The following is a 25,249-nucleotide window of genomic DNA, read 5'->3' as shown; positions in this document are numbered from 1 at the left end:
CATCCGCATTGGGTCAGGTCAAAGATGGGCAGCACACCGACGGCGTGCAAGTTCCACAACGCCAGACCCTCCCGCAAGACCCTGCGCGGCAGGCCGACAGGTCATCGCGTCAAAACGCCTCGGGTTTGGCCTCGCGCGCCATATGGTCCAGAACCGCGTTTACAAACCGCGCTTCCTTGCCGTCCGGGAAAAAGGCCGACGCCACGTCAAGATATTCGACAATGACCACCTTGGGCGGCGTGTCACAGGCCAGCATCTCGGCCCCGGCCACACGGAACAAGGCCCGTAAAGTCGGGTCGATCCGCGCGATGGGCCATTTCGCCACCAGCGCCCGGTCGGTCATCTGGTCGATCTTGACCTGCCAGTTGACCGCCTGCTCCAGCAGCTTGGCAAAGAAATCGACGTCGCCGTCGATCATCTCTGTGCCGTCCTCAATCTCTGCACCGAACCGGAACTCCAGAAACTCGTGCCGGACCTTGTCGAGGCCCGCGTCGGACTGTTCCATCTGAAACAGCGCCTGCACGGCATAAAACCGCGAGGCGCTCTTCATTTTGCGTTTCTGGTTGCCCGAAAGCTGGGTCATGCGATGTCGGGGCCTTTGCTGCTGCCTGCGATCTGGATGTCCTCGCCAAAGGGGACGAATCCCACTCCCTTGCGCGAGCCGCCCCACTTACGGGCCAGCGCCAGCAGATGCAAGGCCGCCGCAGCAGCGCCGCCGCCCTTGTTCTGGCCCGCCGCCTCGGCCCGCACGCGGGCCTGTTCAAACGTCTCGACCGTCAGGATGCCGTTGCCGATGCACAGCCCCTGAAGCCCCAGCAAAGTTAGCGCGCGAGAGCTGTCATTGCAGACCGTTTCGTAATGCGTCGTCTCGCCCCGGATCACACAGCCCAAGGCCACGTAGGCGTCGAAATTCGACAAACGCTCGGCCATGCCGATGGCCGAAGGAACCTCCAGCGCGCCGGGCACCTCGATGGTTTCGTGCCAGCCGCCGCAGGCCTCGATCTCGGCCTCGGCCCCCGCCACCAATTGATCGGCGATGTCCTTGTAGTAAGGGGCCACGACAATCAGCACCTTGACCGGCTTGTCGAACGTCGGACGGTCCAGCACATGGTGCGTTTCATTCGATGCCATCAGCCCAGCTCCGAGATCTTGCGGGTTCCGGTGATTTCAAGGCCGTAGGCCTCCAGTCCGACAACCTTGGGCGTTGGCGAATTGGTCAGCAGAACCAGCTTCGACAATCCCAGCGAGGACAGGATCTGCGCGCCCAGACCGTATTGCCGCAAGGTTTTGGGCGACACTCCGTCAGTGACGTCCAGTTTCATCGAGGTGTCGCGCAGCAGCACAACCACGCCCCGGCCCTCTTCGGCGACCGCCTCCATCGCGTGCTGGAATTCATGCGCCCGGCCCTTCGGACCGGTGCCGATGATATCCAGCATGGGGTCCATCGCGTGCATCCGCACCAGCACCGGCTCGGGCGTCGAGATATCGCCCTTGGTCAGGACGATATGCTCATCGCCGTGGGTTTCGTCGGTGTAGATACGCATGTTCCACGCGCCACCGAACTCTGACGTGATGGTCTCTTCGGTGCGGACCCGGACAAGGTTGTCGTGACGCCGCCGGTACGAGATCAGGTCGGAAATCGTGCCGATCTTTATCCCGTGACGCTGCGCAAAAGCCACCATTTCAGGCAGCCGCGCCATGGTGCCATCATCGTTCATGATCTCGCAGATCACGCCCGCCGGGTTCAGCCCCGCCAGCCGCGACACGTCCACCGCCGCCTCTGTGTGACCGGCACGGACCAGCACGCCGCCTTTGCGGGCGCGCAGCGGGAACACGTGGCCCGGCGTGGCAATATCCGCCGCCCCCTTGGAGGCGTCGATGGCCACCGCAACGGTCCGCGCGCGGTCAGCGGCGGAAATGCCCGTTGTCACACCCTCACGCGCCTCGATCGAGGTTGTAAAGGCGGTTTCGTGCCGCGAAGAGTTGTTGGTGGACATCAGCGGCAGGCCAAGTTCCTCGATCCGGTCCGAGGTCATTGCCAGACAGATCAGCCCGCGCCCGTACAGCGCCATGAAGTTGATCGCATCCGGCGTCGCCCATTGCGCGGGGATCACCAGATCCCCCTCGTTTTCACGATCTTCGTGATCGACCAGAATGAACATGCGCCCGTTGCGGGCGTCCTCGATGATCTCCTCGACAGAGGAAATCGCATCGGACCAGACCTGTTCAACCGGTCCCGGGGTTTCAAAATCGGGCATGGGGCCTCTCTTTTGCCAGTCAGAAGCGGGATACTTGAGCGCATCGCCAAAGACCAGAGCCAAGCGTCGACTGTGACGCACCGCGACCCTGCGCAGACGCATGGTTTCAGCCCCTTGGTATGGGCACCCCCGTCAAAGGTGTGCCACAACCTGAGCGCCTTGGGACCTCAGTCAAAAATGTCGTCAAGCAGGTCAAAGGCCTCATCGAAAAAGCGATGCGCCAGACCCTTGCTTTTCTTTTTTCTGGCTTTCTGCCGGACCTTGCGATCTGGCGAGGCCGGGGCGGATGCCTTGCGCGGCCCCTTCTTGTCCTTCCGCCTGGTGGCGGTCGCCTCTGCCTTGAGGTGTTTCATGTTGTGCAAAGGCGCGCCGCAGGACGAACACGCCAGTTCGTGACGGACGTTCCCCGTCAGGATCAGCGCAGCGCGGGTGCCGCAATAACAGCAGGTTGCAATCTTTGTCGTGCCCATGAGGCCGATTTATGCACGCGCCGCATAGAGCGCAACCGCCGCGGCGTTTGAGACGTTAAGCGACCCGAAGTCACCGGCAAAATCGATCCGGACCAGCGCGTCCACCGTTTCCTTGGTCTTGGGCCGTAGCCCCGGTCCCTCGGCCCCGAAAACCAGCGCTACGGGGGCATCCCGCCGCCCATCAAGCGCCTCTTCGATGGTCTGCCCGGCCTCGCCGTCCAGACCCAGCACAAGGTATCCCATGTCGCGCAGTGTTTGAATCGTCTCTGCCAGATTGCGTTCGCGCAGGTAGGGTTGCCGTTCCAGCGCGCCGCTGGCGGTCTTGGCCAGCGCGCCGGTTTCGGGCGCCGCGTGGTGGCGCGTGCCGATCACCGCCTGCGCGCCGAACACTTCGGCCGAGCGCAGGATCGCGCCCACGTTATGCGGGTCCGTCACCCGGTCCAGCAGCACCAGTCGCAGCGCGCCCTGCCCCGCAAAGGCCACATCCTCCAGCCGCCCCCAGTCCAGCGGCTTGACTTCCAACGCGGCCCCCTGATGCACCGAACTCGGGTCCAGCGGCGCGTCGAACCGGCGCGGGTCGTGGATTTCGGGCGTCATGCCGGAAACGGCGACCGCCTCTGTCAGCTTTTCCGCCGCATTGGGGGTCAGGATCAGCCGCAGCCTTTCACGGCGCGGATTCATCAGCGCGTCGCGGACCGCATGTAACCCGAACAGCCAGACGGTCTCATTGGCCGAGGCCTTGCGCGCCTGTTCCTTTTCGACCACCCATTTCGGTTTCTTCGCCATCGCCGATGCCCCCGCTTTCTGAGGAGACAGGGTTTGCACCCTGCGCCGTGCTTTGCCAAGGGAATTTCCTGTTGACGCGGTTTTTGGGCGCATGTAGTCAGCCCCTCACACCGGGCGTGCCCGGTGTCCGGTGGGCGACAGGCCGCAAGGTGTGGCAGGGGACTGTAACTCCCTCGAGGCGACTCACGCCTGGTTCGATTCCAGGGTCGCCCACCATTTTCTCACAAACGTGCGACATAGGTCGTTCATCGCGCAGTCGGGCCACAATAGTGGTGCACGCCCTGCGTCTGGCGGTCTGTTTGAACAACTCCCGGTTCCGACTTCTGTAACCTCCGCTACCCCACTCTCCGCAAACTGCCGTCCCGCTGGAAAACGCGGGTACGTGAACGTCACCCTGGCGAACGTGACCCGTAGCCGCCTCGATTGTTCCGGCAACAACGAATGTGTGTTCCTAAAGCGGAACAACACCCCGTTTCCATCCGCCACGGAACAAGCGCAGGTGGAATGGAGCGAATTTGACCAGTTCTTCGACAAGAAGCAGGGAAAACACCCATATCACCGGAAGGTCGAGATAGAGCACCATGATCGCTGTTGCAGGCACGCGGAACAGCCATTGAGACCAGACGAAGATATGCATGACATATACTGTATCGCCACCCGCGCGCAGCGTATTGCCACAGATGGCGTTGGACCCCTTGGGAAAGGGCAGAAGCAGCAGGATTGGCAAAAAGCTCAGGAGGGTGGTTTGTGTCTCGGTGCTGAGGTCCTTGTAAATCCACGGGGCGGCAAGGCAGATACACGCGTAAAAGACGGACACCAGCGCCGCGGCAAACAGGGCCGCCCGCCATGCGCCTGAGAGAAACGCGTCCAGAGTTTCCTCGGATGTCGTGCGCCCAAGCAATTGCGCCACAATGATCCCGGTCGCTTGCGCCCAGCACATGCCGACCGTGCCAGCCACCTGAACCCAAGGCATTATGATCGTCACCGCCGCGAAGGCGTTGACCGGCATCGTGGCATAGATCAGACCACACACGCTCATGGCGATGGTTGCGCTGGCAAATGTTGTGGCGATCGGCAGGGCAAAGACAAAGTGACGCCGCAAAGTTGCGGCAAAACTGCCGTTGCGCCATCCCGCGACTCGGAGCAGGTCGCGACGGCTGGACAAGAGTGTGAAAGCCAAAAACCCGACCTGCACAACCGACGCCAATGCACTGCCCAGAGCAGCGCCCATGACGCCCAGCTCAGGCGCTCCGAACAGCCCGTGGATCAGCACGATACTGGACACCACGTTCAGCGGCACAGCAAGCAGATAGCTCAGCGCAGGAAGTCGGGTTTCACCGCAGCCGTTGAAAAAGCTGGTCAGGCATTGGCCTGCGGCCTCGGCAAAAAGAACAATCGCAAACACTGATAGATAGCGCTTTGCCTCGGCGGCAATCCAGGGCGTATGGGCAAGTTGTTCGATAACTGCCCCGGCGCTCAGGCTCAGAACCACAAGGCCAATCAGAATGACAGCCATGTTGATCGTCAACCCCGCAAGAAGCGCCGATTTCAGGAACACCTTGTCGCCGGAACCAAAAGCTTGGGCGATACGGATCTGGGTGGCGTTCGAGAACGCGACGATGAGCCCCAGCAGGATGCCTGCGATGGAGGCCGAAAGACCCAGCACCGCCACGGCCGCCTCTCCGAGTGAAGAGACAAGATAGGCGTCAATCACGACGATGCCGTGCAGCATGATGGCCTTTACGGTCAGCGGCCACGCAAGACCAAAGACCGCGCGAGTTGAGGAAATGTCCCGTGTCGGGAATGTCGTGTTCATGTTCGGGTTCCGTTGCCGAAAAAATCCCGGCGCAAAAGGCATCACCAACCCGCCGCTGGTTCACCGGCGCGGGTCATTTTGCCTTGTAGATGTCGAATTTGGCCTGTCTTCGGGCCAAGCTTGGGGGTCAGCCGTCTTCCGGCAAGAAGTAGTTTGCGTTGGTTTTCTCAATCGCGGCGATCGTCGCGTCCAGCCGCGACAGGTGCAGCATACCGACCGCGACCGCCCTTTCTTCGTCGTGGCCAACAACCGCTGCAACAATCGCCTCGTGATCTTGCAGCAATTGCGGCATCCGGTCTTCTTTGGACAGTCCCAACATACAAAGCCGGTCGACCTTGGCTTTTTCCTGCGAAATGACTTCAAAAGCGAAATCCACGCCAGCGATGTTGCACAGGGTTTTATGGAACTCGTAGTCAAGTTCGCTGAATTTCTGGTGATCCGCCGCAGCAATGGCGGCGCGTTGCCGTTCCAGACACTCCTCAAGCCGCTCCTTGTCCGCGGTGTCACAGTTTCTGGCCGCGCGGCGCAATACCTCAGAATCTATGGCCGCGCGGACAAAGCGCGACTTCTCGATCTCGCGCGATGAGAAGCGCTTGATTTCAGTTGCGCGCTGGGGGCGGATCAGCAGCAGGTCCAGATTGGCGAGCCGGGTAAAGGCATCGCGCACTGGTTGGCGCGATACGCCGAACTGGGCCGCGATCTCAGCCTCGGAAATCCTGTCACCGGGCCGCAGGCGCAAAGACGAAATCTCATCGTAGAGGTGGTCAAAAATTTCATCGACCGTGGTGCGGCGATCGTTTGCGAGGTTTTGTTGCATCAGTCGATTTTCCATTTGCGTCGCCGATTTATAATCACTTCTTCGGGAATCGCCAATTCCCCGCCTGCGTGCGCTATCGCGCGGGCGGGTCATGGCGGAACCTTCCCAAAGTGACCAGAGGCCTGTCGCGGGATTTCTGAACGGTCCCAATCGTTGCTGTCCATCGCTGTCCGCACCCGGCCGGCAAGCGACGCAGTCAACTGCACCACGTCTTGCGCGGGTTTCAAACCTTGGGTTCCGCATGTGTCTACGCGCACGTCCCTGACGCCCCGGCGCCGCAAAACAGTCTGGTGGTCACCTCTGCCCTTGCAGAGCCAACCACGGGAAACACCGGCGTGTATGGCCGCGAAATCGGTGATCATCATTTCTGTCCTCTCTGCCAGATGTTTGTCGGCTTGCTTGGCAAGCAGACTCCTGTTGCACGCCAGCATGACTCATTTCCAACTGGTATTCCAGTTCTATTACTAGTATACCAGTTGAAAGTTCAGGCGAATCGTCTGGACCCGGTGCGAGGCCGGAACGGATCGGAGACCAGCACCTGCCACGCGCAGGGCACATTGAAGGAGGGGACATGTCAGGGGTTCGTTTGGAGGGCATCGTCAAGGCTTATGGCGCAGTGCAGGTCGTGCATGGCATCGACCTTGAAGTGCAAGAAAAGGAATTTGTCGTTCTGGTCGGTCCGTCCGGCTGCGGCAAGTCCACCACGCTCAGGATGATTGCCGGACTGGAAGAGATCAGCGACGGCGATCTGACGATTGACGGGCGGCATGTTAATCGCGTTGCCCCCAAAGATCGTGATGTGGCGATGGTGTTTCAGAATTACGCGCTCTATCCGCATCTGAACGTGGCTGAAAACATCGCTTTCGGCCTGCGTATCCGGAAGGAAAGCAAAGAGCATATCGCGGCTTCGGTGGACGAGGTCGGTGGTATTCTGGGTCTGACACCCTATCTGGAGCGTCGTCCGGCGGACCTGTCCGGCGGTCAGCGTCAGCGGGTCGCTATGGGCCGCGCCATCGTGCGCCGCCCCAAGGTGTTCCTGTTCGATGAACCGCTGTCGAACCTTGATGCCAAGCTGCGCACACAGATGCGGGCCGAGATCAAACGCCTGCACAAACGGCTTGGCGTTACGTCGATCTACGTGACCCATGACCAGGTCGAGGCCATGACGCTGGCCGACCGTATCGTCGTGATGCACGACGGGCGGATAGAACAGATCGGCTCGCCGATGGAACTGTTCCTGAACCCGGCCAATACCTTTGTGGCCGGTTTCCTTGGGTCGCCACCGATGAACATGGTCAAGGCAACCATCGTTTCCGGAGACGAAAGCCCGGTTGCGGAGTTTGATGGCCAGCGCGTGACTTTGGCGCAGATCCCGTCGCTACAGAACGCGGTGGGCAAAGAGGTGATCCTGGGCATTCGTCCGGAGTTCGTCAAAGTGGCAGACCAGAATGCGCCGAGCCGCGTCGGCATCGACGTAGATTTGGTGGAAACTCTGGGGTCCGAGGCGTTGATACACGCCAGCCTGATGGGCGAGCCCTTTGTCATCCGCACCGACACCGTCGGGCAGATGCATGTTCTGGACGGCGTTTCCGGCTTTACCATCGCACCACATCTGATCCGCGTCTTCGATGCCGAAACCGGGGCCGCGTTCCCGGGTCAGGTGCACGAGCAATGAGCAGCGATCCCAACTTTACCGGTCCCGGCACCGAAGAACTGGTCATCGAGGCGCGCGAAGCACAGCGCAACCGCAAGCCCAGCCGCATCGTCCGTGTGGGTGATCATATGAAACGGGAGTGGCAGCTTTATGTGATGCTGATCCCGACGATCCTCTGGCTTGCCATCTTTCTCTACAAACCGATGTACGGCCTGCAAATCGCCTTCAAGGACTACTCGATCTTCCGCGGTGTGGCGAACAGCCCCTGGATCGGGCTGGAGCATTTCCAGACCTTGTTCGGCAACGATCAGTTCCTCCGGGCGCTGAAAAACACGATCATCATCAGTTTCTACGGCCTGATCTTCGGCTTTCCCATGCCGATCCTGTTGGCCCTGATGTTCAACGAGATCCTCAAGCAGAAGTTCAAGAAGACGGCGCAGACCATCGTCTACCTGCCGCACTTCGTCAGTTCCGTGATCATTGCGGGTATCGTCATCACAGCCTTTTCGCCCAGTGCAGGTATCGTGAACACCTTTCTGGGATGGCTCGGGGTGGAACCCATCTACTTCCTGACCAAGCCGGAATGGTTCCGACCGATCTTTGTCGGCACCGGCATCTGGCAAGAGGCGGGCTTCCAGTCGATCGTCTATCTTGCGGCTATCGCAGGTGTCTCACCGACGCTCTACGAATCCGCAGTGGTCGATGGCGCAAGCCGCTGGCAGATGATGTGGAAGATCACGCTGCCGTCGATCCTGCCGACGATCATCATCATGCTCATCATCCGGATCGGCAACATGCTCGAAGTCAGCTTTGAGATGATCATCCTGCTGTATCAGCCGGCCACGTATGAGACCGCCGACGTCGTGAACACCTTCATCTATCGACAGGGCATTCAAGGCGGCCAGTACGACCTTGCCGCAGCAGCGGGCCTGTTCAACGCGGTTGTGGCGTTTGTTCTGGTGATGACGGCGAACGCAATCTCAAAGCGCTATTCGCGCACGTCGCTCTGGTAGGGGGGAAAAACCATGACCAACATGAATCTCTATTCACGCGGCGACAAGATGTTCGTCATCCTCAACATGGTGCTGATCGCGATTTTTACCCTCTCGACGCTGTACCCGTTCATCTACATCGCGTCGTTGTCGATGAGCACGGGGTTCGAGGCCCGCGCCGGCAATGTGATCCTGACCCCGGTCGGGTTCACGCTGGAAGCCTACAAGCAGGTGCTGAGCGAAAAGCTGTTCTGGACGTCCTACCTGAACACGTTCATCTACACGATCGGCGGCACGCTGATGAGCCTGCTGTTCATCATTCCCGGTGCCTATGCCCTGTCGAAGCCCCAGCTATACGGGCGTCGGTTCTGGAACCTCGTCGTGGCCTTCACCATGTGGTTCAACGCCGGTCTGATCCCGTTCTTCCTGAACATGCGCGATCTGGGCCTGCTGGACAGCTACTTTGGCATCATCATCGGCTTTGCGGTCAACGGCTTCAACATCATCCTTCTGCGTAACTTCTTCGAGGGCATCCCTCAGTCGTTTGAGGAAGCGGCGCGGATGGATGGTGCCAATGAATTCCAGGTGCTGTGGAAGGTCTACATGCCGCTGTCGAAACCGGCCATCGCCACGGTTGCGCTGTTCTGCATCGTGTCGCGCTGGAACGGGTTCTTCTGGGCCATGGTGCTGCTGCAGGACGAAGAGAAGATCCCGCTTCAGGTCTATCTACGCAAGGTCATCTCAGAGCTGTCCGATGACGAGGAATTCGCAACGTCCCTGCTGACTGCGGCCTACTCGGTCGAGACTGTCACGGCTGCGATCATCGTCTGCTCGATCATCCCGATCCTGCTCATCTACCCCTTCCTCCAGAAGTATTTCAGCAAGGGCATCCTGCTGGGTGGAGTGAAGGAATGATCGACGCCCGGAGGTCTGTCCGAATGAGAGATCTCCGCCGGAAACATCCAAAGGCCTGAGGGCCGAACAACCACAAATCCAATGATTTCGCAAAAGGGAGGACACCATGCGAACCTTTAAACTTGCAGCCGCCGCCATCCTCGGCACCACGGCCATGACGGCCCCGGCATTTGCAGAAAGCCACATGCCGATCGTGGACACACCGCTGGAACTGACGATCCACATGCACTGGCCCCGCGCCCAAGGCTACGGCGTCGGCGGCGATACCTCCAAGATCTATCCGGTTGAGGAAGTGGCCCGCGAGAAGACCAACATTCACCTCATCGACAAGACCTCGGGCCGCAACACCAAGGACAACAACGAGGCGATGAACCTGCTGCTCGCCACCGGCGACCTGCCCGACATTGTCGGCGGCAACCTGATCAAGCAGCCGGTCAACCAGTACGGCCCCGAAGGCGCCTTTGTGGCACTGAACGACCTGGTCGAAGAGCAGGCCCCGAACATCAAGGCTTGGTTCGACGAGCATCCGGAGATCTGGGATGCGATCAAGGCCTACGACGGCAATGTCTATTACATCCCCTATCTGCCGGACGGCAAATATGCCCGCGCGTGGTTTGTCCGTCAGGACTGGCTTGACAATCTGGGGCTGGAACGGCCCGACAATGTCGAAGAGCTGTATGACGTGCTGGTGGCCTTCCGCGACCAGGATCCGAACGGCAACGGCGAAAAGGATGAAATTCCCTTCTTCGTCCGTGACTGGGAAGAGGTCCTGCGCCTTCTGACGCTTTGGGATGCGCGCTCGACCGGGGCGGATGTCTATCACCAGTTCTATATCAAGGACGGCCAAGTGGTTCATCCCTACGCGCAAGAGGCGTACCGCGACGGGCTGGCCAACATTGCGAAGTGGTATGCAGAGGGTCTGATCGACCCCGAGGTGTTCACCCGTGGTTCTTCGGCGCGCGACTACCTGTTGGGCGAAAACCTGGGCGGCATGACGCATGACTGGTTCGCGTCCACCTCTGGCTACAACGTGGCACTGGCCGATAAAGTCGACGGCTTTAACTTCGTCCCCTTCCTGCCACCGAAATCGGCCAGCGGTAAGCGCATCGAAGAAAACCGCCGCATCCCGATGAAACCTGACGGCTGGGCAATCACCTACTCCAACGAGCATCCGGTCGAGACCATCAAGTACTTTGACTATTGGTTCTCCGAGGAAGGCGCGCTGCTGGCCAACTTCGGCGTCGAGGGCAAGACCTGGGACATGGTCGACGGCCAGCCGATCTACAAACCGGACGTGCTTGAATCGGGTCAGCCGGTGAACAGCCAGATGTACCTTGAAGGTGCGCAGGTCTATCGCGGCTACCCGCAGGACTACCGCTATGAATGGCAGTGGACCCGAGAGTCGGCACGCGAGGGAATCGAGCTTTACGACTCCGAGGACTTGCTGGTGGAACAGTTCCTTGGCGTGTCCTTCAACAAGGCAGAACAGGCCGTCTACGACAAGTATTACCCGTCGATCCAGACCTACATGCTGGAGCGCCAGCAGGCTTGGATCCTTGGCTCGGGCGACGTCACGGAAGACTGGGACGCCTACACGGCAGCCCTCGACAAGATGGGCTATCAGGACGTGCTTGAGGTCATGAACTCGGCCTACGAACGCCAGTACGGCGGCTAAGCCCCTCTCTTTCCGAAAAATATCTGTGCGGCCGATCCCCGGCCGCACAGTTTCCCAAGCATACGCAACAGAAAGACGTTACCGATGCCCGGCGCTTCTGCTCCCCTGCTCGACGAACCCAAGACCGGACGCCTGACCATTCAGTACGCTCCGCATGAAGGCTCCGACATTGTCGAGAACCCACCCCGGTTTTCATGGTTGCCGGTGATCGAGGACGAGGCGCAATACGTCCTGCGCATCTCGACCGATCCGGCGTACCCGACCGGAGCGACGCATTTCTATTGCCGTCTGCCGATGAATTTTTTCACGCCCGATGTGGCGCTGGCCCCGGGCGATTATCACTGGTCCTATGCCGTCTATGATCCAGAGACCGGCAAACCCGCCACCACGTGGAGTTCGAGCCGCAGTTTCGCCATCCCCGAGGGATTGCCGGAGTCTCCGCTGCCGTCGCGCAAGGCCCGGTTTGCCAAGTCGGCGCAGGATCACCCGCGCCTGTGGCTGACGCAGGACCGGCTGACAGAGTTCCGCACGGCTGTGAAGGCCGACCCGGACCATTGCACGTGGTCCAATTTCTACCAGAAATCCGTGCTGCCGTGGATGGACCGCCCGGTGATGAAAGAGCCTGCGGGCTATCCGAACCACCAGCGCGTCGCCCCCGTCTGGCGCCAGACATACATCGACCTGCAAGAGCACATGTACGCGGTGCGCCACCTTGCCATCGGCGGTCAGGTGACCGGTGATCAGGCGATGCTGGACCGCGCCAAGGCATGGCTGCTGGAGGCGGCAAGCTGGGACCCGATGGGGGTCACCTCGCGCGCCTATACCGACGAATGGGCCTACCGGGTCACCAATACACTCTCCTGGGGCTATGACTGGCTGTATGACCAACTGGACGAGGATGAGCGTGCGCAGGTGCGTGCCGCTCTCCTGACGCGCACCCGCGACATCGCTGAACACGCGATCCTGAACGCCAAGATCCATCTGTTTCCCTATGACAGCCACGCGGTGCGGTCGGTGTCGCTGACCCTGATCCCGGCTTGCATCGCGCTGTTGGGCGATGATGAGGGCGACGAGGCGCGCGACTGGTTGAACTACTGCATCGAATTTCTCGCCACGGTCTATTCGCCGTGGGGCGATGCCGATGGCGGCTGGGCCGAAGGCACGAACTACTGGATGATGGGCATGGCCTATCTGATCGAGGCGGCGAACCGGCTGAAATCCTTTACCGGCATCGACCTCTACAAGCGGCCCTTCTTTCGCAACACCGGGGATTTCCCGCTGTTCTGCAAGGCGCCGAACACCCGCCGGGCAACCTTTGGCGATGACAGCACCCAAGGTGATCTGCCCTGCATCAAGACCGGCATCAACCTGCGCCAATACGCGGGCGTCACCGGCAACGGAGCCTACCAGTGGTATCACGAAGAGCTGATGCGCCTGAACCCCGGCACCGAGGGCGCATTCTACAACTGGGGCTGGTGGGACACCAATTTCGATGAACTGACCTATTTGACGGATTTCCCGCTGGTCGAGGCGAGCGATCCGCCGAGCGGAATGCGTCACTTCAAGGGTATCGGTTGGGTTGGCATTCAGCACGCGATGGCCAATCCGGATGAACACATCCAGTTCGTTTTCAAGTCCTCACAGTTCGGGTCCATCAGCCACAGCCACGGCGACCAGAACGCCTTTTGCTTGGCGGCCTATGGCGAGGATTTGGCGATCCAGTCCGGCTATTACGTGGCGTTCAACTCGACCATGCACCGCAATTGGCGGCGTCAGACCCGGTCCAAGAACGCGATCCTGATCAACGGCAAGGGTCAGTACGCGGAAAAGGACAAGGCCAAGGCGATGGCCGCCACCGGCAAGATCCTTGCTGCCGAAGAGCATGAGGATCACATCTACATCAAGGGCGACGCCACAGCGGCCTACCAGTCGCTGTCGCCCGAGGTGACGCTGGCCGAGCGCGAGGTCTATTTCGTGCGCAACAGCTATTTCGTGATCGTCGATAAGATCGACGCATCAGAGCCGGTCACGGTCGATTTCCTGCTGCACGCGAACCAGCCGTATGAGTTGGGCAAAACCTCGTTCCGCAACACGGGCGAGCGCGCCGGTTTTTACGGTCAGGTCGTCTGGTCCGAAGCGGGCAAGCCGGTCCTGACGCAGGAAACAGGGTTCCCCGATGTTGACCCCGCCGATTTCGAGGGGCTGCCCGTCAGCACCTGCCTGCACGCGCAGTACCCGGCATCGACCCGCCACCGGATCGCCACGCTGCTGGTGCCGTACAAGCTGAGCGAACCGAAGCGGATCTTCAACTTCATGGATGACCAAGGCTATGACGCTGACCTCTATTTCACGGACGCCGACGAAAACACCTTCAAGGTCGTGATGAAGAAACTGGCCAACACCTGACCCGTCGCGCGTTGCGGTGCTGGCCCCTGCGGGCCGGTGCCTGACGCGGACCACGTCGCGGAGAGACACGATGACAGTAAAGAACTACTTCCCCGCCAACGAGAACGCTTTGTTCGACGCGGGCGGCGGGCTGACCCGAAAGGTCGGCGCCTACAACGACAACGCGATGGTCGTCGAAGTGCATTTCGAGACCGGCACTGTGGCCGCGCGTCACCACCATCCACACGAACAGATCACCTACGTCATCTCGGGCAAATTCGAGTTCACGGTGGGCGACGACACCTACATCGTCTCTGCTGGGGACTCGCTCTACAAGCAGCCAAACATCGTTCACGGCGCGACCTGCATAGAGGCGGGAACGCTGTTGGATATCTTCACGCCGCACCGTGAAGATTTCCTCTGATCTTATAAAAAACTCAAAGACTTATGGGAGAAAATAGTATGTCAAAACCCGTCATCGGTTTCATCGGCCTCGGCCTCATGGGCGGCAACATGGTGGAGAACCTTCAGAAGAAGGGTTTCGAACTGGTTGTCATGGATCTTGACAAGGATGCCGTGAAAGCGGTCCTCGACCGGGGCAACGCGCGTGAGGCGGCGACTCCCAAGGAACTGGCAGCGGCCAGCGACATCGTGATGCTGTGCCTGACCACCTCCGAGGTCGTCGAGAAGTTGGTCTATGGCGACAACGGCATTCTGGCAGGCATCAAGGAAGGCGCGGTCCTGATCGATTTCGGCACCTCCATTCCGGCCTCGACCCGCAAGATCGGCGCGGACCTTGCCGCCAAGGGCGCGGGCATGGTCGATGCCCCACTGGGCCGCACCCCGGCCCATGCCAAGGACGGCCTGCTGAACATCATGGCCGCCGGTGACAAGGCGACCTTTGACAAGGTCAAGCCAGTGCTGGACGAGCAAGGCGAAAACATCTTTTACCTCGGCGCGCTGGGTGCGGGCCATACGACCAAGCTGATCAACAACTTCATGGGCATGACCACCGTCTGCACCATGAGCCAAGCCTTTGCCGTGGCCGACCGTGCCGGTGTCGACCGCCAGCAACTGTTCGACATCATGTCGACTGGTCCCTCCAATTCGCCCTTTATGGGGTTCTGCAAAAATTACGCGGTGGATGGCGTCAGCGACCTGGGGTTCTCGATCAACAACGCCAACAAGGATCTGGGGTACTTCCTGAAAATGGCCGAGGATCTGGGCACAAGGGCAGAGATCGCCGAAGGCACATCCCACAACCTTCAGGCCGCCGTGGCCGCCGGATTGGGCGATGGCAACGTGCCGGAAATCTTCGATTATTTCCTGAAGCTCGAAGGGTAGATCCGACCATTGGGCAACGGCCATCGAACGCCGATGCCATGCGGCAAACCAACAAGTGTGGGAAGGAAAAACCATGAAGCTGCGGGGAAAAACCGCCATCGTCACCGGCGGTGGCCGAGACATCGGACGGGCCTGCGCCATGAGACTGGCGGCCGAGGGCGCGAATGTCGCGATCAGCTACTTCGCCAGCGATAGCGGAGCATCCAGCGCGGTTGACGAAATCCGGGCCAATGGCGGCAAGGCGTTTTCCCTACAAGGGGACCTCACCACCGCCGAAGGCGTCGGTGCACTGATGGCCGAAACCATCAGGGCATTCGGCGGCATCGATATTCTGGTGAACAACACTGGCGGCTTGATCGCCCGCAAGACCGTTTCCGAAATGCCGCTGGACCATTGGCAGGCCGTCATGGACCTGAACCTCACCAGCACCTTTCTGATGGTCAAAGCCTGCCTTGCCCACATGACGTCCGGCGCAATTGTCAACATTGCCAGTCAGGCCGGGCGGGACGGCGGCGGCCCCGGCGCGATCGCCTATGCAACATCCAAAGGCGCGGTGATGACCATGACCCGTGGGCTCGCCAAGGAACTTGGCCCCAAAATCCGCGTCAACGCGCTTTGCCCCGGCATGATCGACACGGATTTCCACAACATCCACACCAAGGATGAAGTCCGCCGAAACGTCGAGGCCGCGACGCCGGTCAAACGTCAGGGCACGTCCGAGGATGTCGCAAATCTGGTGTGCTTTCTGGCCAGCGACGACGCGGCGTTCATTACCGGGGCCAACGTCGACATCAATGGCGGAATGCTCTTTTCCTGACACAACGATGAGGGACTCCCATGTCCAAAGGTCCGATTGTCGCGACGGCAGAAAATGTCACCCGGCAGGTCTTATCCCACCATCCGGAACTGATGGTCGTCGCCTTTTGCTTTGAACGCGAAGGCTCCAACGATGCCTTGCACGATCATCCTCATGCCCGCTCCACCTACGTCGAAAGCGGCAGATACCGCTTCACTCTGGGCGAGGAGGAACACGAGCTCGGGCCGGGTGACAGGCTCACCATTCCGCCGGGGACGACTCGTGGCTGCGTTTGCCTCGAACCCGGCACCTTTATCGACTGCTTTACCCCTTAACGCTCCGAATTCCTGAAACCGACTGGACACTTCAAGATGCGCTTTCTTGCAATTGGCGAATGCATGGCCGAGCTTGCCCCAACGGCGGCACAAGGCGACTACCACCTTGGTTTCGCCGGCGATACGTTCAATACCGCATGGTATCTTGCGCGGATACGGCCCGATATCGCGGTGGCCTACTTTACAGCGGTCGGGACGGACACGATTTCCCAAAAGATGCGTGAGGCATTTTCGCAAAGTGGCATTGACGACCGCCACGTGCAGGCCCTGCCTGACCGCACTGTCGGGCTGTATCTTATATCTCTCGACAACGGCGAGCGCAGTTTTTCCTATTGGCGGGGGCAATCTGCTGCCCGGCAGCTGGCCCAAGACCCGCAGGCACTTTCACAGGCGATGGGCGACGCAGACCTTGTCTATTTCTCGGGGATCACGCTGGCCATTCTGGATGCCGCGTCGCGCGAAACTCTTTTGAAGGCGCTGAGAAACGCCCGTGCCGTTGGCAAAACGATTGCCTTCGATCCCAACCTTCGCCCCAGCCTTTGGTCAGAGCCATCCCTGATGATCGACACGATCATGCAGGGCGCTGCCGTCAGCGATATCGTACTGCCCTCATTCGAGGACGAGGCGCGCTGGTATCAAGACGCAGATCCCACCGCCACAGCGGACCGCTACGTTTCTGCGGGCGCCACAACGGTCGTCGTCAAGAACGGCCCTGATCCCGTCCACTACATTCAGGACGGCGTGACCGGGACCGTCCCTGTGCCGCTCCTGTCGTCGATCGTCGATACAACCGCCGCAGGTGACAGCTTCAATGCGGCGATCATGGCTGGGCTGGAAGGCGGAACACCCCTGCCCGACTGCATCCTGAATGCCTGCCGCATGGCCGGTCAGGTCGTGCAGGGCAAGGGCGCGCTTGTGCCTCTCGATCCCGGATTTCTCGACCAATAAGCCCCGCCAAGAAGGAAACTGAAATGCCTAACCCACAGCCCGCAGACGCCATCGCCTTAGATCCCGAAACCCTCAATCAGTTGTCGCAAGTCAGCACCGCCACCGTGGCGACGCTGTTGTACAAACGGGGATATCACAATGCCTATGTGCAAGGCGTTGCACCGCTTGCCCGTGGTAAAAAGTCGATGGTCGGCCCTGCCTTCACCTTGCGATACATCCCTGCGCGACCCGACACAGATCCCATCGAAGCGTTTCGAGAGCGGGACCACCCGCAGCGCGTTGCCGTTGAACAATGCCCCGAAGGCGCGGTTCTGGTCATGGACTGCCGACAAGATGCCTCGGCCGCGTCAGCGGGTTCGATCCTGTTGACGCGCCTGCAAGTACGGGGGGCGCAAGGTGTGGTGACGGATGGCGGCGTCCGGGATGCCGAAGGCGCAGCAGCGCTGGACTTGCCCGTCTTTGCGGCCAAACCCTCGGCTCCGACCAACCTGACGAAACACCATGCGGTGGACATTGGCCTGCCTATCGGCTGTGGCGGCGTGGCGGTCTATCCGGGCGACATCATGCTAGGCGACAACGACGGGGTCATGGTCATTCCCCGCCATCTGGCCGATGAAATCGCCGCCGAAGCAGAGCCGATGGAGGCCTTCGAAAAGTTCGTTCTGGAAGAAGTTTTGAACAATGTTCCAATCATCGGCCTTTATCCTCCGACCGATCCCGATGTTCTGGACCGGTTTGAACGCTGGAAAACCAGCCAACCGGCGTAATTGGAAGCGGACTGATTGCGGGAACGCTTTAGATTGTCCAACGTCACAGACATGCCCGCAAAGTGATGCTGGGGTACCGTAGCGCCCACAAGCCGCGCCTTTTGGTGGGATGCCAGCCAGATTTGCCGCCAAACGGCACGTCTTTGAGGATAAATTCATGACAGCCCAAGCCAATTGCATTGCACGTGCAGGGTCACATTTGTGGGAATGCGCGGTTTCGGTCGCGTGCCATCAACAACAGCACATGTTGTCGTTTGAACAAACATGCATGCAATTCACCCCCGGTGAAACCGACGTGGCGGGCAGTTGATGTCAAGGCCAGGAAATCTGCCGCGCAGCCTGCGCCGCATCTATGCGCTGGAGGATTTCGAACCAGCGGCCAGACGCCTTTTGCCGCCACCGATCTTTGGCTATGTCGCCGGGGCTGCGGAAACGAATGCATCCCATGACGACAATCGGGCGAGTTTTTCCGAAATAGGCTTTCTGCCCCGGGTCGGCGTTGACGTCTCGCAGCGTAGTCTGACGCGCCAGCTCATGGGTCTCGATTTCAATTTGCCGTTCGGCATTGCGCCGATGGGTGCCTCGGCGTTGACCGCCTATCGCGGCGATCTGGTCATGGCCCGCGCTGCACACAAAGCGGGTATCCCGATGATCGTCAGCGCCGCGTCTCTCATCCCGCTTGAAGAGATCGTCAAAGAGGCCCCCGACGTCTGGTATCAGGCCTACCTGCCACAGCACCTTTCCGATATATCGGCCTTGCTCGACCGGGTCGCGGCGGCGGGGATCGAAACGCTGGTTGTGACCTTGGACAGTGCTGTTGTACCCAGCCGCGAAAACAACCTGCGGTCAGGTTTTCGCACGCCCCTGCGCCCCAATCTGACGCTGTTCTGGCAGGGTGTAACCCATCCCCGCTGGGCGCTTGGCACCTTTGTACGCACCTTCCTGATGCATGGCCCACCGCATTTCGAAAACGCAACGGCAACCCGAGGCGCCCCGCTTTTGTCCCGTCAGGCTGTTCGGGATTTTTCAGGACGTGAGTTCCTGAACTGGGACCTGTTGGCCAAAGTGCGACGGTTGTGGCAGGGGCGGCTGGTGTTGAAAGGTATTCTTCACCCCGAGGACGTGTCCCGTGCGAAAACTCTGGGGGCCGATGGCGTGATCTTGTCCAATCACGGCGGCCGACAATTGGACGGCGCGGTATCGCCGATGCGCGTGCTTTCGGCGGCGTTAAAGCGCGCCGAGGGGTTGCCGGTCATGCTGGATGGCGGCTTCCTGCGCGGGACCGACATTCTCAAGGCCTTGGCCCTGGGGGCTAGTTTTGTCTTTGTCGGCAGACCGATCAACTATGCCGCAAGCATCGCGGGTGAGGCGGGCGTTCTTCACGCGATTGACTTGCTGCGCGTGCAATTGCGCGCGGATCTTGGGATGTTGGGTTTGCTGGACCTTGCCACACTGGACCCGTCGGTATTGACGATGGCGCGGTTTCGACCCGCAGCCTAGCGGCCCATCGCGCCGCCAATAGCTGTTGGTACGCACCATTTTCCACGACGCGACCCCAGCAGGCTGGCCCGGAGGGCCTCCCAGATTTCGCCCGGCGACCTGTCCGCCATCTAGTCAATCAATCGCCGGGTCAGCCGGTCATACAGCACGAACATCGCACGTCCTGCCGCCAACGCCATTTCGGGACGTTGACTTCGTTGCCGATATCAAACCGTCACGGATCCAGAATGCCCGGCAGGGTCAGTGAAATCGCGGGAACGAAGGTGATCAGCATCAGGGCGACAAGGATCGCCAGATAGAACGGCCAGATCGTGCGCACGGCCTTTTCCATTGGCAGTTTGCCCACCGCGCAGCCGACGAAAAGACACGCTCCGACAGGCGGCGTACACAATCCAAGGCCAAGATTGACCAGCAGGATCATGCCAAACTGATAGGGATCGACCCCGATGCTGTTGGCCACCGGCAGGAAGATCGGCGTGCAGATCAGGATCAGCGCAGCCATGTCCATGATCATGCCCAATACCAGCAGCACAAGGTTGATCAGCAGCAGGATCAGGATCGGATTGTCCGTCAACCCGGTCAAAAGCTCCACCGTCCGCGTCGGAACCCGGTAGAAGGTCAGCATATAGGCAAACGCCCCGGCGCAGGCGATCAGGATCATCACCATAGAGGTGGTCCGCACCGATTGGCGCACCGCCAGACGGAAGGTATCCCACGTGATGTTTCGATAGACCAGCAGCGTCACCAGAAAGGCGTAGATCGCACCAAAAGCACCGGATTCCGTCACGGTAAAGACACCCGACAACACCCCGCCGACGATGATAACCGCGGTCATCAGTCCGGGGATCGCACCGAAAAAACTAAGCGCAAGATTGTTCCAGCCGGGGAATTTCTCTGCCCGGTAGCCGCGGCGCACCGCCACGATATAGGCGGCCAAGGCAAGGCACAGGCACATCAGAACGCCGGGGACAACACCGGCCAGAAACAGCTTGGAAATCGAAATGCCGCCACCGGCGGCGATGGCAAAGATGATCATGTTGTGGCTGGGTGGAATGATGATGCCCGCAATGGACGACGTCACCGTGACGTTGACGGCGTAGTCTGCGTCATAACCCTTTTCTTTCATCACCGGCACGAGGATCGACCCCAACGCCGAAATATCCGCGACGGCCGAACCGGAAATGCCGCCGAACAGCATGGAAGAGAACACGTTGACGATGCCAAGACCGCCACGCACCGCGCCTACGGCGGCGGAGGCGAATTTGACCAGTCGCATGGCGATACCACCGTGGAACATCAGTTCTCCGGCGAAGATGAAAAACGGGATCGCCATCAGCGAAAAGACGTTGATACCCGAAATGATCCTCTGGAAACCGATCATAAGCGGCAGGCCTTCGTACCAGAAGGCGGCAATGGCCGAGACCCCTAGCGCAAAGGCCACGGGCACGCCAATCAGCACGCAAAGGGCAAAAATGCCCAGAAGAACAAGCAGTCCCATGATCGATCCCTATTCGAAAGTGTCGCTGCGCAGATCGCGGCGTTGAGCAAGGCGCAGAAGATGGCCCAGCGAAAACAGCACGATCAACGCGCCTCCGATGGTCAGCGGCAGTGACCGCAGGCCTTCGGGCAGGTTGATAAGCGGGATCAAGGAACCCCATTTGAACATCGTGAGCCGTGCCCCGTAAACCAACATCAACCCACCGAAACCGGCAAGGATCAGGTCTGTTGCAACGACAAAAACTATGCGCAGCCGTGGCCGCACCGCGCTGCGGATCGCGGTCACTGCAAGGTGGGTGTGTTCATGCACCCCGACTGCGGCGCCAAGGAACGCGATGACCATGACCAACAGCAGGGCAACCTGTTCGACCCATGTTGGCGTATCGTTCAGCACATAGCGGCCAAAGACCAACCAGCCAAAGATCGCGGTCAGAAAAACCAGCGAAACGCCCGTAACAAACCGGCAGATCGCGGCGACAGCATCCAACAGCACGTCCAGCAAAGGTCTGGAGTCCAAGGAAGCGGTGTGTTCGTCCCTGTTGATCATCTCTGTCCCTTTGGAAAAGGCGCCCCGGCGGAAGTCCGTCCGGGGCGCGCGATTGTGTTCAAGCGATCACTCGGTGGCCTGGATCATCTCGACCAAGGGGCGAAGATCGGGGTTCCCCGCCAGATAGGCTTCGTAGACAGGGGCCATGGCCTCTTGGAACGGTGCCTTGCTGGCGATCTCGTTGGTCACGACACCTGCGGCCTCGACCTTTGCCCGGCTCGATGCTTCGCGCTCGGCCCAAAGCTGACGCTGTAGGACAGCCGATTCCTGCGCCGCTTCTGTCACCGCTGCTTTCATCTCGTCCGACAGGGCGTTGTAGGCGTCAGCATTGATGCAGACACATTCGGGAATGATCAGGTGCTGGCTGAGCGAATAATAACCAGCCACTTCGAAATGGCCGGTCGATTCATAAGACGGCCAGTTGTTTTCCGCACCATCGACGACGCCCGTCTTGAGCGACTGATACACCTCGGCAAAAGCCATCGGCGACGGGTTGCCGCCCAACTGCGAAATCATGCCCGAATACAGGTCATTGTTCATGACCCGCACCTTCATGCCAGCGACATCGCCGGGTGTATTGATCGGCTTTTCACCGTTGTAGAACGACCGCGCACCCGCATCATACCAAGCCAGCGGTACAAGACCCTTGGCGGCCATGCCATCGGCGATCATCTTGCCGGCGTCCCCGTTCAGAACGCGGAACATGTGGTCCACATCCTTGAAGATGAACGGCAGCGAGACCACGTTCGCCTCGGCCGCGATCGGACCGATGGGACCAAGGTTGAAGTTACCGATGGCCAGACCGCCAAGACGGACTTGTTCAATTGCATCGGGCTGGCTGCCAAGGGTGCCGCCGTGGAACATCTGCAAGGTGATCTCACCGCCGGTCTTTTCGGCAAGCAACTCGGCGAACTTGTCCATTGCAACGGTGTTCGGATAGCCGTCGACGTGGATGTTCCACCCCCGCCAATCGGCGGCATTTGCTGCGCTGCCAAGCAGGGTCACCGCTGCGACCGCACCGATGAATGATGCGCCTATTTTCTGATACATGAGTTCCTCCCTTAGGTATCGTTGTCAATTCAACAGTCGTTTTTTTACAGTTCAGGCTGAATTCGTTCGAACCCGGCGTGACTGCTTTTTTCTGCTCCCAGGCGCCAGTCCTGACCTCTATCGCTAATGGCGGGCCAATATACTTTGGCCAACAGGGAGCTAGTATACCAGTCAAGTCAAGTGTGTTTTTCTCCGCCCCCCATTTGCTTCTAGTAGTTCCACATTGTCCCGTCTTCCAACCGAACCACTGGATGGCTGCCGGCCTTGTAGCTATAGCGCGCGACCTCTTTTTCGTCGAAGTCGACGCCCAAACCGGGCGCATCGCTGACATAGACCATACCGTTTTCCATCCGGTGGTCTGACGGAAAAAGAGCGTCGCATTCCGGTGTGCCCAGAACCAGATATTCCTGAATGCCAAAATTGGGGGCCCAGGCGTTCAGATGCGCCTGCGCCGCCATACACAGCGGCGAATGGCTCGGCGCGCCATGGAACCCGGTGCGGACATGGTGCAGTCCGGCGAGATCGACAATGCGTTTCGTCGGCGTGATGCCGCCCGCGTAGGTGACGGCGACGCGAATGAAATCAATCAACTCGTCTTCGATCAGCGTGTTGCAATCCCAGACCGAGTTGAACACTTCGCCGATGGCCACCGGCACGGTGGAATGCTGGCGCAGCAGGCGCAGCGCGTCCTGATCTTCGGCCGGGGTCGGATCCTCCAGCCAGAACAGATCCACCGGCTCGACCGCCTTGCCAAAGGCGGCGGCCTCGCGCGGGGTCAGCCGGTGGTGGACGTCGTGCAGGATTTTCAAGTCGGGGCCAAATCGCGCGCGGATGTCAGCCAAAGCGCCGGGCATATAGCGCATATACCTGTCCGTGTCCCATATCTCGACCTTGGGCCGGATGCCGCTGAAATCGCTGATAAAATGCTTGCTGGCCCCCTTTTCGTCCGGCACCGCATAGCTGGCGGTGGGCATTCCCGGAATACCGCATTGCACGCGCACCGCCTTGTACCCCTGTTCGACGTAATGCGCGACCGAGTCCATCAGGTCCTCAATATCCGATCCGGTGGCATGACCATAAACCATTGCACCGTCGCGGCTTTTCCCGCCGAACAATTGATACAGCGGCATGTTCGCCAATTTTCCCTTTATGTCCCACAGCGCCATATCGATTGCGCCAAAGGCGGCCATCGCTATCGGACCACGGCGAAAATAGGCCCCGCGATAGAAGAACTGCCAGATGTCCTCGCTGCGGCACGGGTCCATCCCGATCAGGTTGGGGATCAGATAGTCCTGCAAATAGGCGGCGGGCAGCGTTTCGCGGTTGTTCAATGTCGCATCGCCCAAGCCGTACACGCCCTGATCGGTCATGATCTTGAGCGTGACGTAGTTTTTGGCAGGTCCGCCGACGAAGACTTTGGCATCGGTGATTTTCATGGCGATGATCTCTGTTGAGGGAATTGGCTAGGGTCAGGCCAAATCGGACACATCTGTCCACCTGTCGGTCTTCCGGATCAGGTCGATGATTTGCTGGTACTGACTGCCCTGCCTGAACGTCGGGTAGGGTTCGACAGGCTGCCCCTGAATGTCCCTGACGAATTCGCATGCCAGATAGTGCCAGCATTGCTCGGTCTCGCCGGCAACGTCCGGTACGGAGGCGACGATTTCGTCAGGCAGCGCAAGCGCGTTCCACGTCTTGTCCTTGCCCCACAGGTACAACTGGCCGCTGCCATAGTGGCCCTTGATGTAGATCGCGCCGTGCGTGCCGTAGAAAACGATGTGGTCTTCATGGAACCGGGGAACCAACCCGCCATGCTTGAAGAGGACTGACACTGGCTGGGCGGCAAACGGGCTTTCCAGCTTTGCCAGCACGGTGTAGGACCATTCGACATCGCTTTTGCCCCATTTCAGCGACGGATCGTCAAGGTCCTTTGGCATAAAGTCCCGCCGCGTCGCGAAATTGTGGACGCCTTCGACAATCGGCGCGCGGCCCATATCATCACGCACGTCCCCGATGATCCCGAGGATCCTGTCGCCGACGACGGATGACACGATAGACAGCGTGTGGGTGAAGTTATTGTTCAATCGACCGCCGCCATCCGCTTTACGGTGCGACCAGCCAAAGGGAATCCCGCGTTCGAGGTTGAAATGCGACATGCACTCCACCTCTGTGGGGTCGCCTATCGCGCCGTCAGCGACCAGTTGCTTGGCGTGCAACACGCTGGGAGTGTAGCGGAAACTGGCAGCATAGGCGGTCTTGACGCCCTTTTGCTGCGCAAGCTGGTACAGCGTCGCCGCTGTTTCGCCGCTGTCGGTCATCGGTTTATCGCAAAAGACATGACAGCCGTGCGCGATGGCTTGGGTGATGGGTGCAAAGTGGGCACCGCCCGGTGTCGCGATTGAGACGATGTCAGGCTGGCAATCGGACAAGGCCACCTGCCAGTCGGTGCCGGCATAGGGAATACCCATCTTTTCAGCCACTTGGGCAACGACTTCTGGCGTTCGACCGACGATTCCGGCGATCTCGGCACCCGCTGCCCGAAAGGCCTCGACATGGCCTTGGCCGGCAAAACCGGTTCCCGCAATCAGAACTTTCAATCTGCGACTCACTTCCGCCCCACCCCTTTTAGACGACTAGTATTCTAGTCTGCGGAGAGATGGCTGGCAATCTAAAATTGTTGCACGCACCGAGCCACTT

The 25,249-nt window shown here is 59.9% G+C and carries 24 protein-coding genes and 1 tRNA gene; 13 read left to right on the top strand and 12 right to left on the bottom strand.

Annotated features, from left to right (window positions below; genetic code table 11):
- Positions 1-109: 109 nt before the first annotated feature.
- From nusB to rlmB, 5 genes are all read right to left on the bottom strand, one after another.
- Complete coding sequence (nusB, locus tag VOI21_RS16215) at positions 110-583, bottom strand: transcription antitermination factor NusB (RefSeq protein ID WP_323770988.1); 474 nt, start codon at positions 581-583, stop codon at positions 110-112.
- A complete protein-coding gene (locus VOI21_RS16210) occupies positions 580-1,131 on the bottom strand; it encodes a 6,7-dimethyl-8-ribityllumazine synthase (RefSeq protein ID WP_323770986.1) in 552 nt (183 codons plus the stop codon). The genes nusB and VOI21_RS16210 overlap by 4 nt, the downstream gene beginning before the upstream one ends.
- Positions 1,131-2,258, bottom strand: a complete 1,128-nt coding sequence (gene ribB, locus VOI21_RS16205; RefSeq protein ID WP_323770985.1) for a 3,4-dihydroxy-2-butanone-4-phosphate synthase — start codon at positions 2,256-2,258, stop codon at positions 1,131-1,133. The genes VOI21_RS16210 and ribB overlap by 1 nt, the downstream gene beginning before the upstream one ends.
- A 167-nt stretch (positions 2,259-2,425) precedes the next feature.
- Positions 2,426-2,728, bottom strand: coding sequence for a hypothetical protein (locus VOI21_RS16200; RefSeq protein WP_323770984.1), 303 nt, complete (start codon positions 2,726-2,728; stop codon positions 2,426-2,428).
- A 9-nt stretch (positions 2,729-2,737) separates the two neighbouring features.
- Positions 2,738-3,514, bottom strand: a complete 777-nt coding sequence (rlmB, locus tag VOI21_RS16195) for a 23S rRNA (guanosine(2251)-2'-O)-methyltransferase RlmB (RefSeq protein ID WP_323770983.1) — start codon at positions 3,512-3,514, stop codon at positions 2,738-2,740.
- 132 nt (positions 3,515-3,646) lie between these two features.
- On the opposite strand from rlmB, the gene VOI21_RS16190 reads away from it, so the two are divergent.
- Positions 3,647-3,730, top strand: a tRNA-Tyr gene (locus tag VOI21_RS16190).
- A 235-nt stretch (positions 3,731-3,965) separates the two neighbouring features.
- Here VOI21_RS16190 and VOI21_RS16185 read toward each other — a convergent pair.
- Both VOI21_RS16185 and VOI21_RS16180 read right to left on the bottom strand, forming a co-directional pair.
- Complete coding sequence (locus VOI21_RS16185; RefSeq protein ID WP_323770982.1) at positions 3,966-5,330, bottom strand: MATE family efflux transporter; 1,365 nt, start codon at positions 5,328-5,330, stop codon at positions 3,966-3,968.
- 127 nt (positions 5,331-5,457) lie between these two features.
- Positions 5,458-6,240, bottom strand: a complete 783-nt coding sequence (locus VOI21_RS16180; protein WP_323770981.1) for a GntR family transcriptional regulator — start codon at positions 6,238-6,240, stop codon at positions 5,458-5,460.
- Between the two features lie 478 nt (positions 6,241-6,718).
- Here VOI21_RS16180 and VOI21_RS16175 point away from each other — a divergent pair, with 478 nt between their 5' ends.
- From VOI21_RS16175 to VOI21_RS16120, 12 genes are all read left to right on the top strand, one after another.
- Positions 6,719-7,822, top strand: a complete 1,104-nt coding sequence (locus tag VOI21_RS16175) for a sn-glycerol-3-phosphate ABC transporter ATP-binding protein UgpC (protein ID WP_323770980.1) — start codon at positions 6,719-6,721, stop codon at positions 7,820-7,822.
- Positions 7,819-8,814: an ABC transporter permease gene (locus tag VOI21_RS16170; RefSeq protein WP_323770978.1), complete on the top strand. Its 996-nt coding sequence runs from the start codon at positions 7,819-7,821 to the stop codon at positions 8,812-8,814. Before VOI21_RS16175 ends, VOI21_RS16170 begins: the two co-directional genes overlap by 4 nt.
- A 12-nt stretch (positions 8,815-8,826) precedes the next feature.
- Positions 8,827-9,708: a carbohydrate ABC transporter permease gene (locus VOI21_RS16165; RefSeq protein ID WP_323770977.1), complete on the top strand. Its 882-nt coding sequence runs from the start codon at positions 8,827-8,829 to the stop codon at positions 9,706-9,708.
- Positions 9,709-9,814: 106 nt separating this feature from the next.
- Complete coding sequence (locus VOI21_RS16160; protein WP_323770976.1) at positions 9,815-11,383, top strand: extracellular solute-binding protein; 1,569 nt, start codon at positions 9,815-9,817, stop codon at positions 11,381-11,383.
- An 84-nt stretch (positions 11,384-11,467) separates the two neighbouring features.
- Positions 11,468-13,789, top strand: coding sequence for a DUF4962 domain-containing protein (locus VOI21_RS16155; RefSeq protein ID WP_323770975.1), 2,322 nt, complete (start codon positions 11,468-11,470; stop codon positions 13,787-13,789).
- A 70-nt stretch (positions 13,790-13,859) separates the two neighbouring features.
- A complete protein-coding gene (locus tag VOI21_RS16150; protein WP_323770974.1) occupies positions 13,860-14,192 on the top strand; it encodes a cupin domain-containing protein in 333 nt (110 codons plus the stop codon).
- A 38-nt stretch (positions 14,193-14,230) separates the two neighbouring features.
- Complete coding sequence (locus VOI21_RS16145; protein WP_323770973.1) at positions 14,231-15,112, top strand: NAD(P)-dependent oxidoreductase; 882 nt, start codon at positions 14,231-14,233, stop codon at positions 15,110-15,112.
- A 73-nt stretch (positions 15,113-15,185) separates the two neighbouring features.
- Positions 15,186-15,929 (top strand): 3-oxoacyl-ACP reductase family protein, encoded by a 744-nt coding sequence (locus VOI21_RS16140; RefSeq protein ID WP_323770972.1) that lies wholly within the window; start codon positions 15,186-15,188, stop codon positions 15,927-15,929.
- Between the two features lie 20 nt (positions 15,930-15,949).
- Complete coding sequence (locus VOI21_RS16135; protein ID WP_323770970.1) at positions 15,950-16,243, top strand: cupin domain-containing protein; 294 nt, start codon at positions 15,950-15,952, stop codon at positions 16,241-16,243.
- Between the two features lie 36 nt (positions 16,244-16,279).
- A complete protein-coding gene (locus VOI21_RS16130; RefSeq protein ID WP_323770968.1) occupies positions 16,280-17,191 on the top strand; it encodes a sugar kinase in 912 nt (303 codons plus the stop codon).
- A 23-nt stretch (positions 17,192-17,214) separates the two neighbouring features.
- Complete coding sequence (locus VOI21_RS16125; RefSeq protein WP_323770967.1) at positions 17,215-17,958, top strand: ribonuclease activity regulator RraA; 744 nt, start codon at positions 17,215-17,217, stop codon at positions 17,956-17,958.
- Positions 17,959-18,267: 309 nt separating this feature from the next.
- The gene (locus VOI21_RS16120) at positions 18,268-19,458 is read left to right on the top strand and encodes an alpha-hydroxy acid oxidase (protein WP_323770966.1); all 1,191 of its coding nucleotides are present in this window, start codon (positions 18,268-18,270) and stop codon (positions 19,456-19,458) included.
- A 214-nt stretch (positions 19,459-19,672) separates the two neighbouring features.
- Here the strand turns inward: VOI21_RS16120 and VOI21_RS16115 are convergent, their stop codons facing one another.
- The 5 genes from VOI21_RS16115 to VOI21_RS16095 all read right to left on the bottom strand — a co-directional run bounded on the left by VOI21_RS16115 (position 19,673) and on the right by VOI21_RS16095 (position 25,149).
- Complete coding sequence (locus VOI21_RS16115) at positions 19,673-20,956, bottom strand: TRAP transporter large permease (protein ID WP_323770965.1); 1,284 nt, start codon at positions 20,954-20,956, stop codon at positions 19,673-19,675.
- 9 nt (positions 20,957-20,965) lie between these two features.
- Entirely contained in the window at positions 20,966-21,502 is a 537-nt protein-coding gene (locus VOI21_RS16110; protein WP_323770964.1) for a TRAP transporter small permease, read from the bottom strand.
- Between the two features lie 66 nt (positions 21,503-21,568).
- Complete coding sequence (locus VOI21_RS16105; protein WP_323770963.1) at positions 21,569-22,552, bottom strand: TRAP transporter substrate-binding protein; 984 nt, start codon at positions 22,550-22,552, stop codon at positions 21,569-21,571.
- A 209-nt stretch (positions 22,553-22,761) separates the two neighbouring features.
- Positions 22,762-23,988: a D-mannonate dehydratase ManD gene (manD, locus tag VOI21_RS16100; protein WP_323770962.1), complete on the bottom strand. Its 1,227-nt coding sequence runs from the start codon at positions 23,986-23,988 to the stop codon at positions 22,762-22,764.
- Between the two features lie 33 nt (positions 23,989-24,021).
- Positions 24,022-25,149: a Gfo/Idh/MocA family oxidoreductase gene (locus VOI21_RS16095; RefSeq protein ID WP_323770961.1), complete on the bottom strand. Its 1,128-nt coding sequence runs from the start codon at positions 25,147-25,149 to the stop codon at positions 24,022-24,024.
- Between the last annotated feature and the right edge of the window lie 100 nt (positions 25,150-25,249).

Origin of the sequence: Antarctobacter sp. (genome assembly GCF_034670325.1) — a bacterium.
Classification (GTDB): Bacteria; Pseudomonadota; Alphaproteobacteria; order Rhodobacterales; family Rhodobacteraceae; genus Antarctobacter.
The sequence above is the reverse complement of the archived record's forward strand: the minus strand, read 5'-3'. Positions and strand labels throughout refer to the sequence as shown.

What these genes read in the sequence shown, in the direction of transcription:
- VOI21_RS16135 (WP_323770970.1), top strand. Translation starts at nt 15,950, where the DNA reads ATGTCCAAAGGTCCGATTGTCGCGACGGCAGAAAATGTCACCCGGCAG.
- VOI21_RS16200 (WP_323770984.1), bottom strand. Translation starts at nt 2,728, where the DNA reads ATGGGCACGACAAAGATTGCAACCTGCTGTTATTGCGGCACCCGCGCT.
- VOI21_RS16155 (WP_323770975.1), top strand. Translation starts at nt 11,468, where the DNA reads ATGCCCGGCGCTTCTGCTCCCCTGCTCGACGAACCCAAGACCGGACGC.
- VOI21_RS16125 (WP_323770967.1), top strand. Translation starts at nt 17,215, where the DNA reads ATGCCTAACCCACAGCCCGCAGACGCCATCGCCTTAGATCCCGAAACC.
- VOI21_RS16115 (WP_323770965.1), bottom strand. Translation starts at nt 20,956, where the DNA reads ATGGGACTGCTTGTTCTTCTGGGCATTTTTGCCCTTTGCGTGCTGATT.
- ribB (WP_323770985.1), bottom strand. Translation starts at nt 2,258, where the DNA reads ATGCCCGATTTTGAAACCCCGGGACCGGTTGAACAGGTCTGGTCCGAT.
- VOI21_RS16110 (WP_323770964.1), bottom strand. Translation starts at nt 21,502, where the DNA reads ATGATCAACAGGGACGAACACACCGCTTCCTTGGACTCCAGACCTTTG.
- nusB (WP_323770988.1), bottom strand. Translation starts at nt 583, where the DNA reads ATGACCCAGCTTTCGGGCAACCAGAAACGCAAAATGAAGAGCGCCTCG.
- VOI21_RS16165 (WP_323770977.1), top strand. Translation starts at nt 8,827, where the DNA reads ATGACCAACATGAATCTCTATTCACGCGGCGACAAGATGTTCGTCATC.
- VOI21_RS16175 (WP_323770980.1), top strand. Translation starts at nt 6,719, where the DNA reads ATGTCAGGGGTTCGTTTGGAGGGCATCGTCAAGGCTTATGGCGCAGTG.
- VOI21_RS16180 (WP_323770981.1), bottom strand. Translation starts at nt 6,240, where the DNA reads ATGACCCGCCCGCGCGATAGCGCACGCAGGCGGGGAATTGGCGATTCC.
- VOI21_RS16185 (WP_323770982.1), bottom strand. Translation starts at nt 5,330, where the DNA reads ATGAACACGACATTCCCGACACGGGACATTTCCTCAACTCGCGCGGTC.
- VOI21_RS16145 (WP_323770973.1), top strand. Translation starts at nt 14,231, where the DNA reads ATGTCAAAACCCGTCATCGGTTTCATCGGCCTCGGCCTCATGGGCGGC.
- VOI21_RS16150 (WP_323770974.1), top strand. Translation starts at nt 13,860, where the DNA reads ATGACAGTAAAGAACTACTTCCCCGCCAACGAGAACGCTTTGTTCGAC.
- VOI21_RS16210 (WP_323770986.1), bottom strand. Translation starts at nt 1,131, where the DNA reads ATGGCATCGAATGAAACGCACCATGTGCTGGACCGTCCGACGTTCGAC.
- VOI21_RS16105 (WP_323770963.1), bottom strand. Translation starts at nt 22,552, where the DNA reads ATGTATCAGAAAATAGGCGCATCATTCATCGGTGCGGTCGCAGCGGTG.
- VOI21_RS16170 (WP_323770978.1), top strand. Translation starts at nt 7,819, where the DNA reads ATGAGCAGCGATCCCAACTTTACCGGTCCCGGCACCGAAGAACTGGTC.
- VOI21_RS16160 (WP_323770976.1), top strand. Translation starts at nt 9,815, where the DNA reads ATGCGAACCTTTAAACTTGCAGCCGCCGCCATCCTCGGCACCACGGCC.
- VOI21_RS16120 (WP_323770966.1), top strand. Translation starts at nt 18,268, where the DNA reads ATGTCAAGGCCAGGAAATCTGCCGCGCAGCCTGCGCCGCATCTATGCG.
- manD (WP_323770962.1), bottom strand. Translation starts at nt 23,988, where the DNA reads ATGAAAATCACCGATGCCAAAGTCTTCGTCGGCGGACCTGCCAAAAAC.
- rlmB (WP_323770983.1), bottom strand. Translation starts at nt 3,514, where the DNA reads ATGGCGAAGAAACCGAAATGGGTGGTCGAAAAGGAACAGGCGCGCAAG.
- VOI21_RS16140 (WP_323770972.1), top strand. Translation starts at nt 15,186, where the DNA reads ATGAAGCTGCGGGGAAAAACCGCCATCGTCACCGGCGGTGGCCGAGAC.
- VOI21_RS16130 (WP_323770968.1), top strand. Translation starts at nt 16,280, where the DNA reads ATGCGCTTTCTTGCAATTGGCGAATGCATGGCCGAGCTTGCCCCAACG.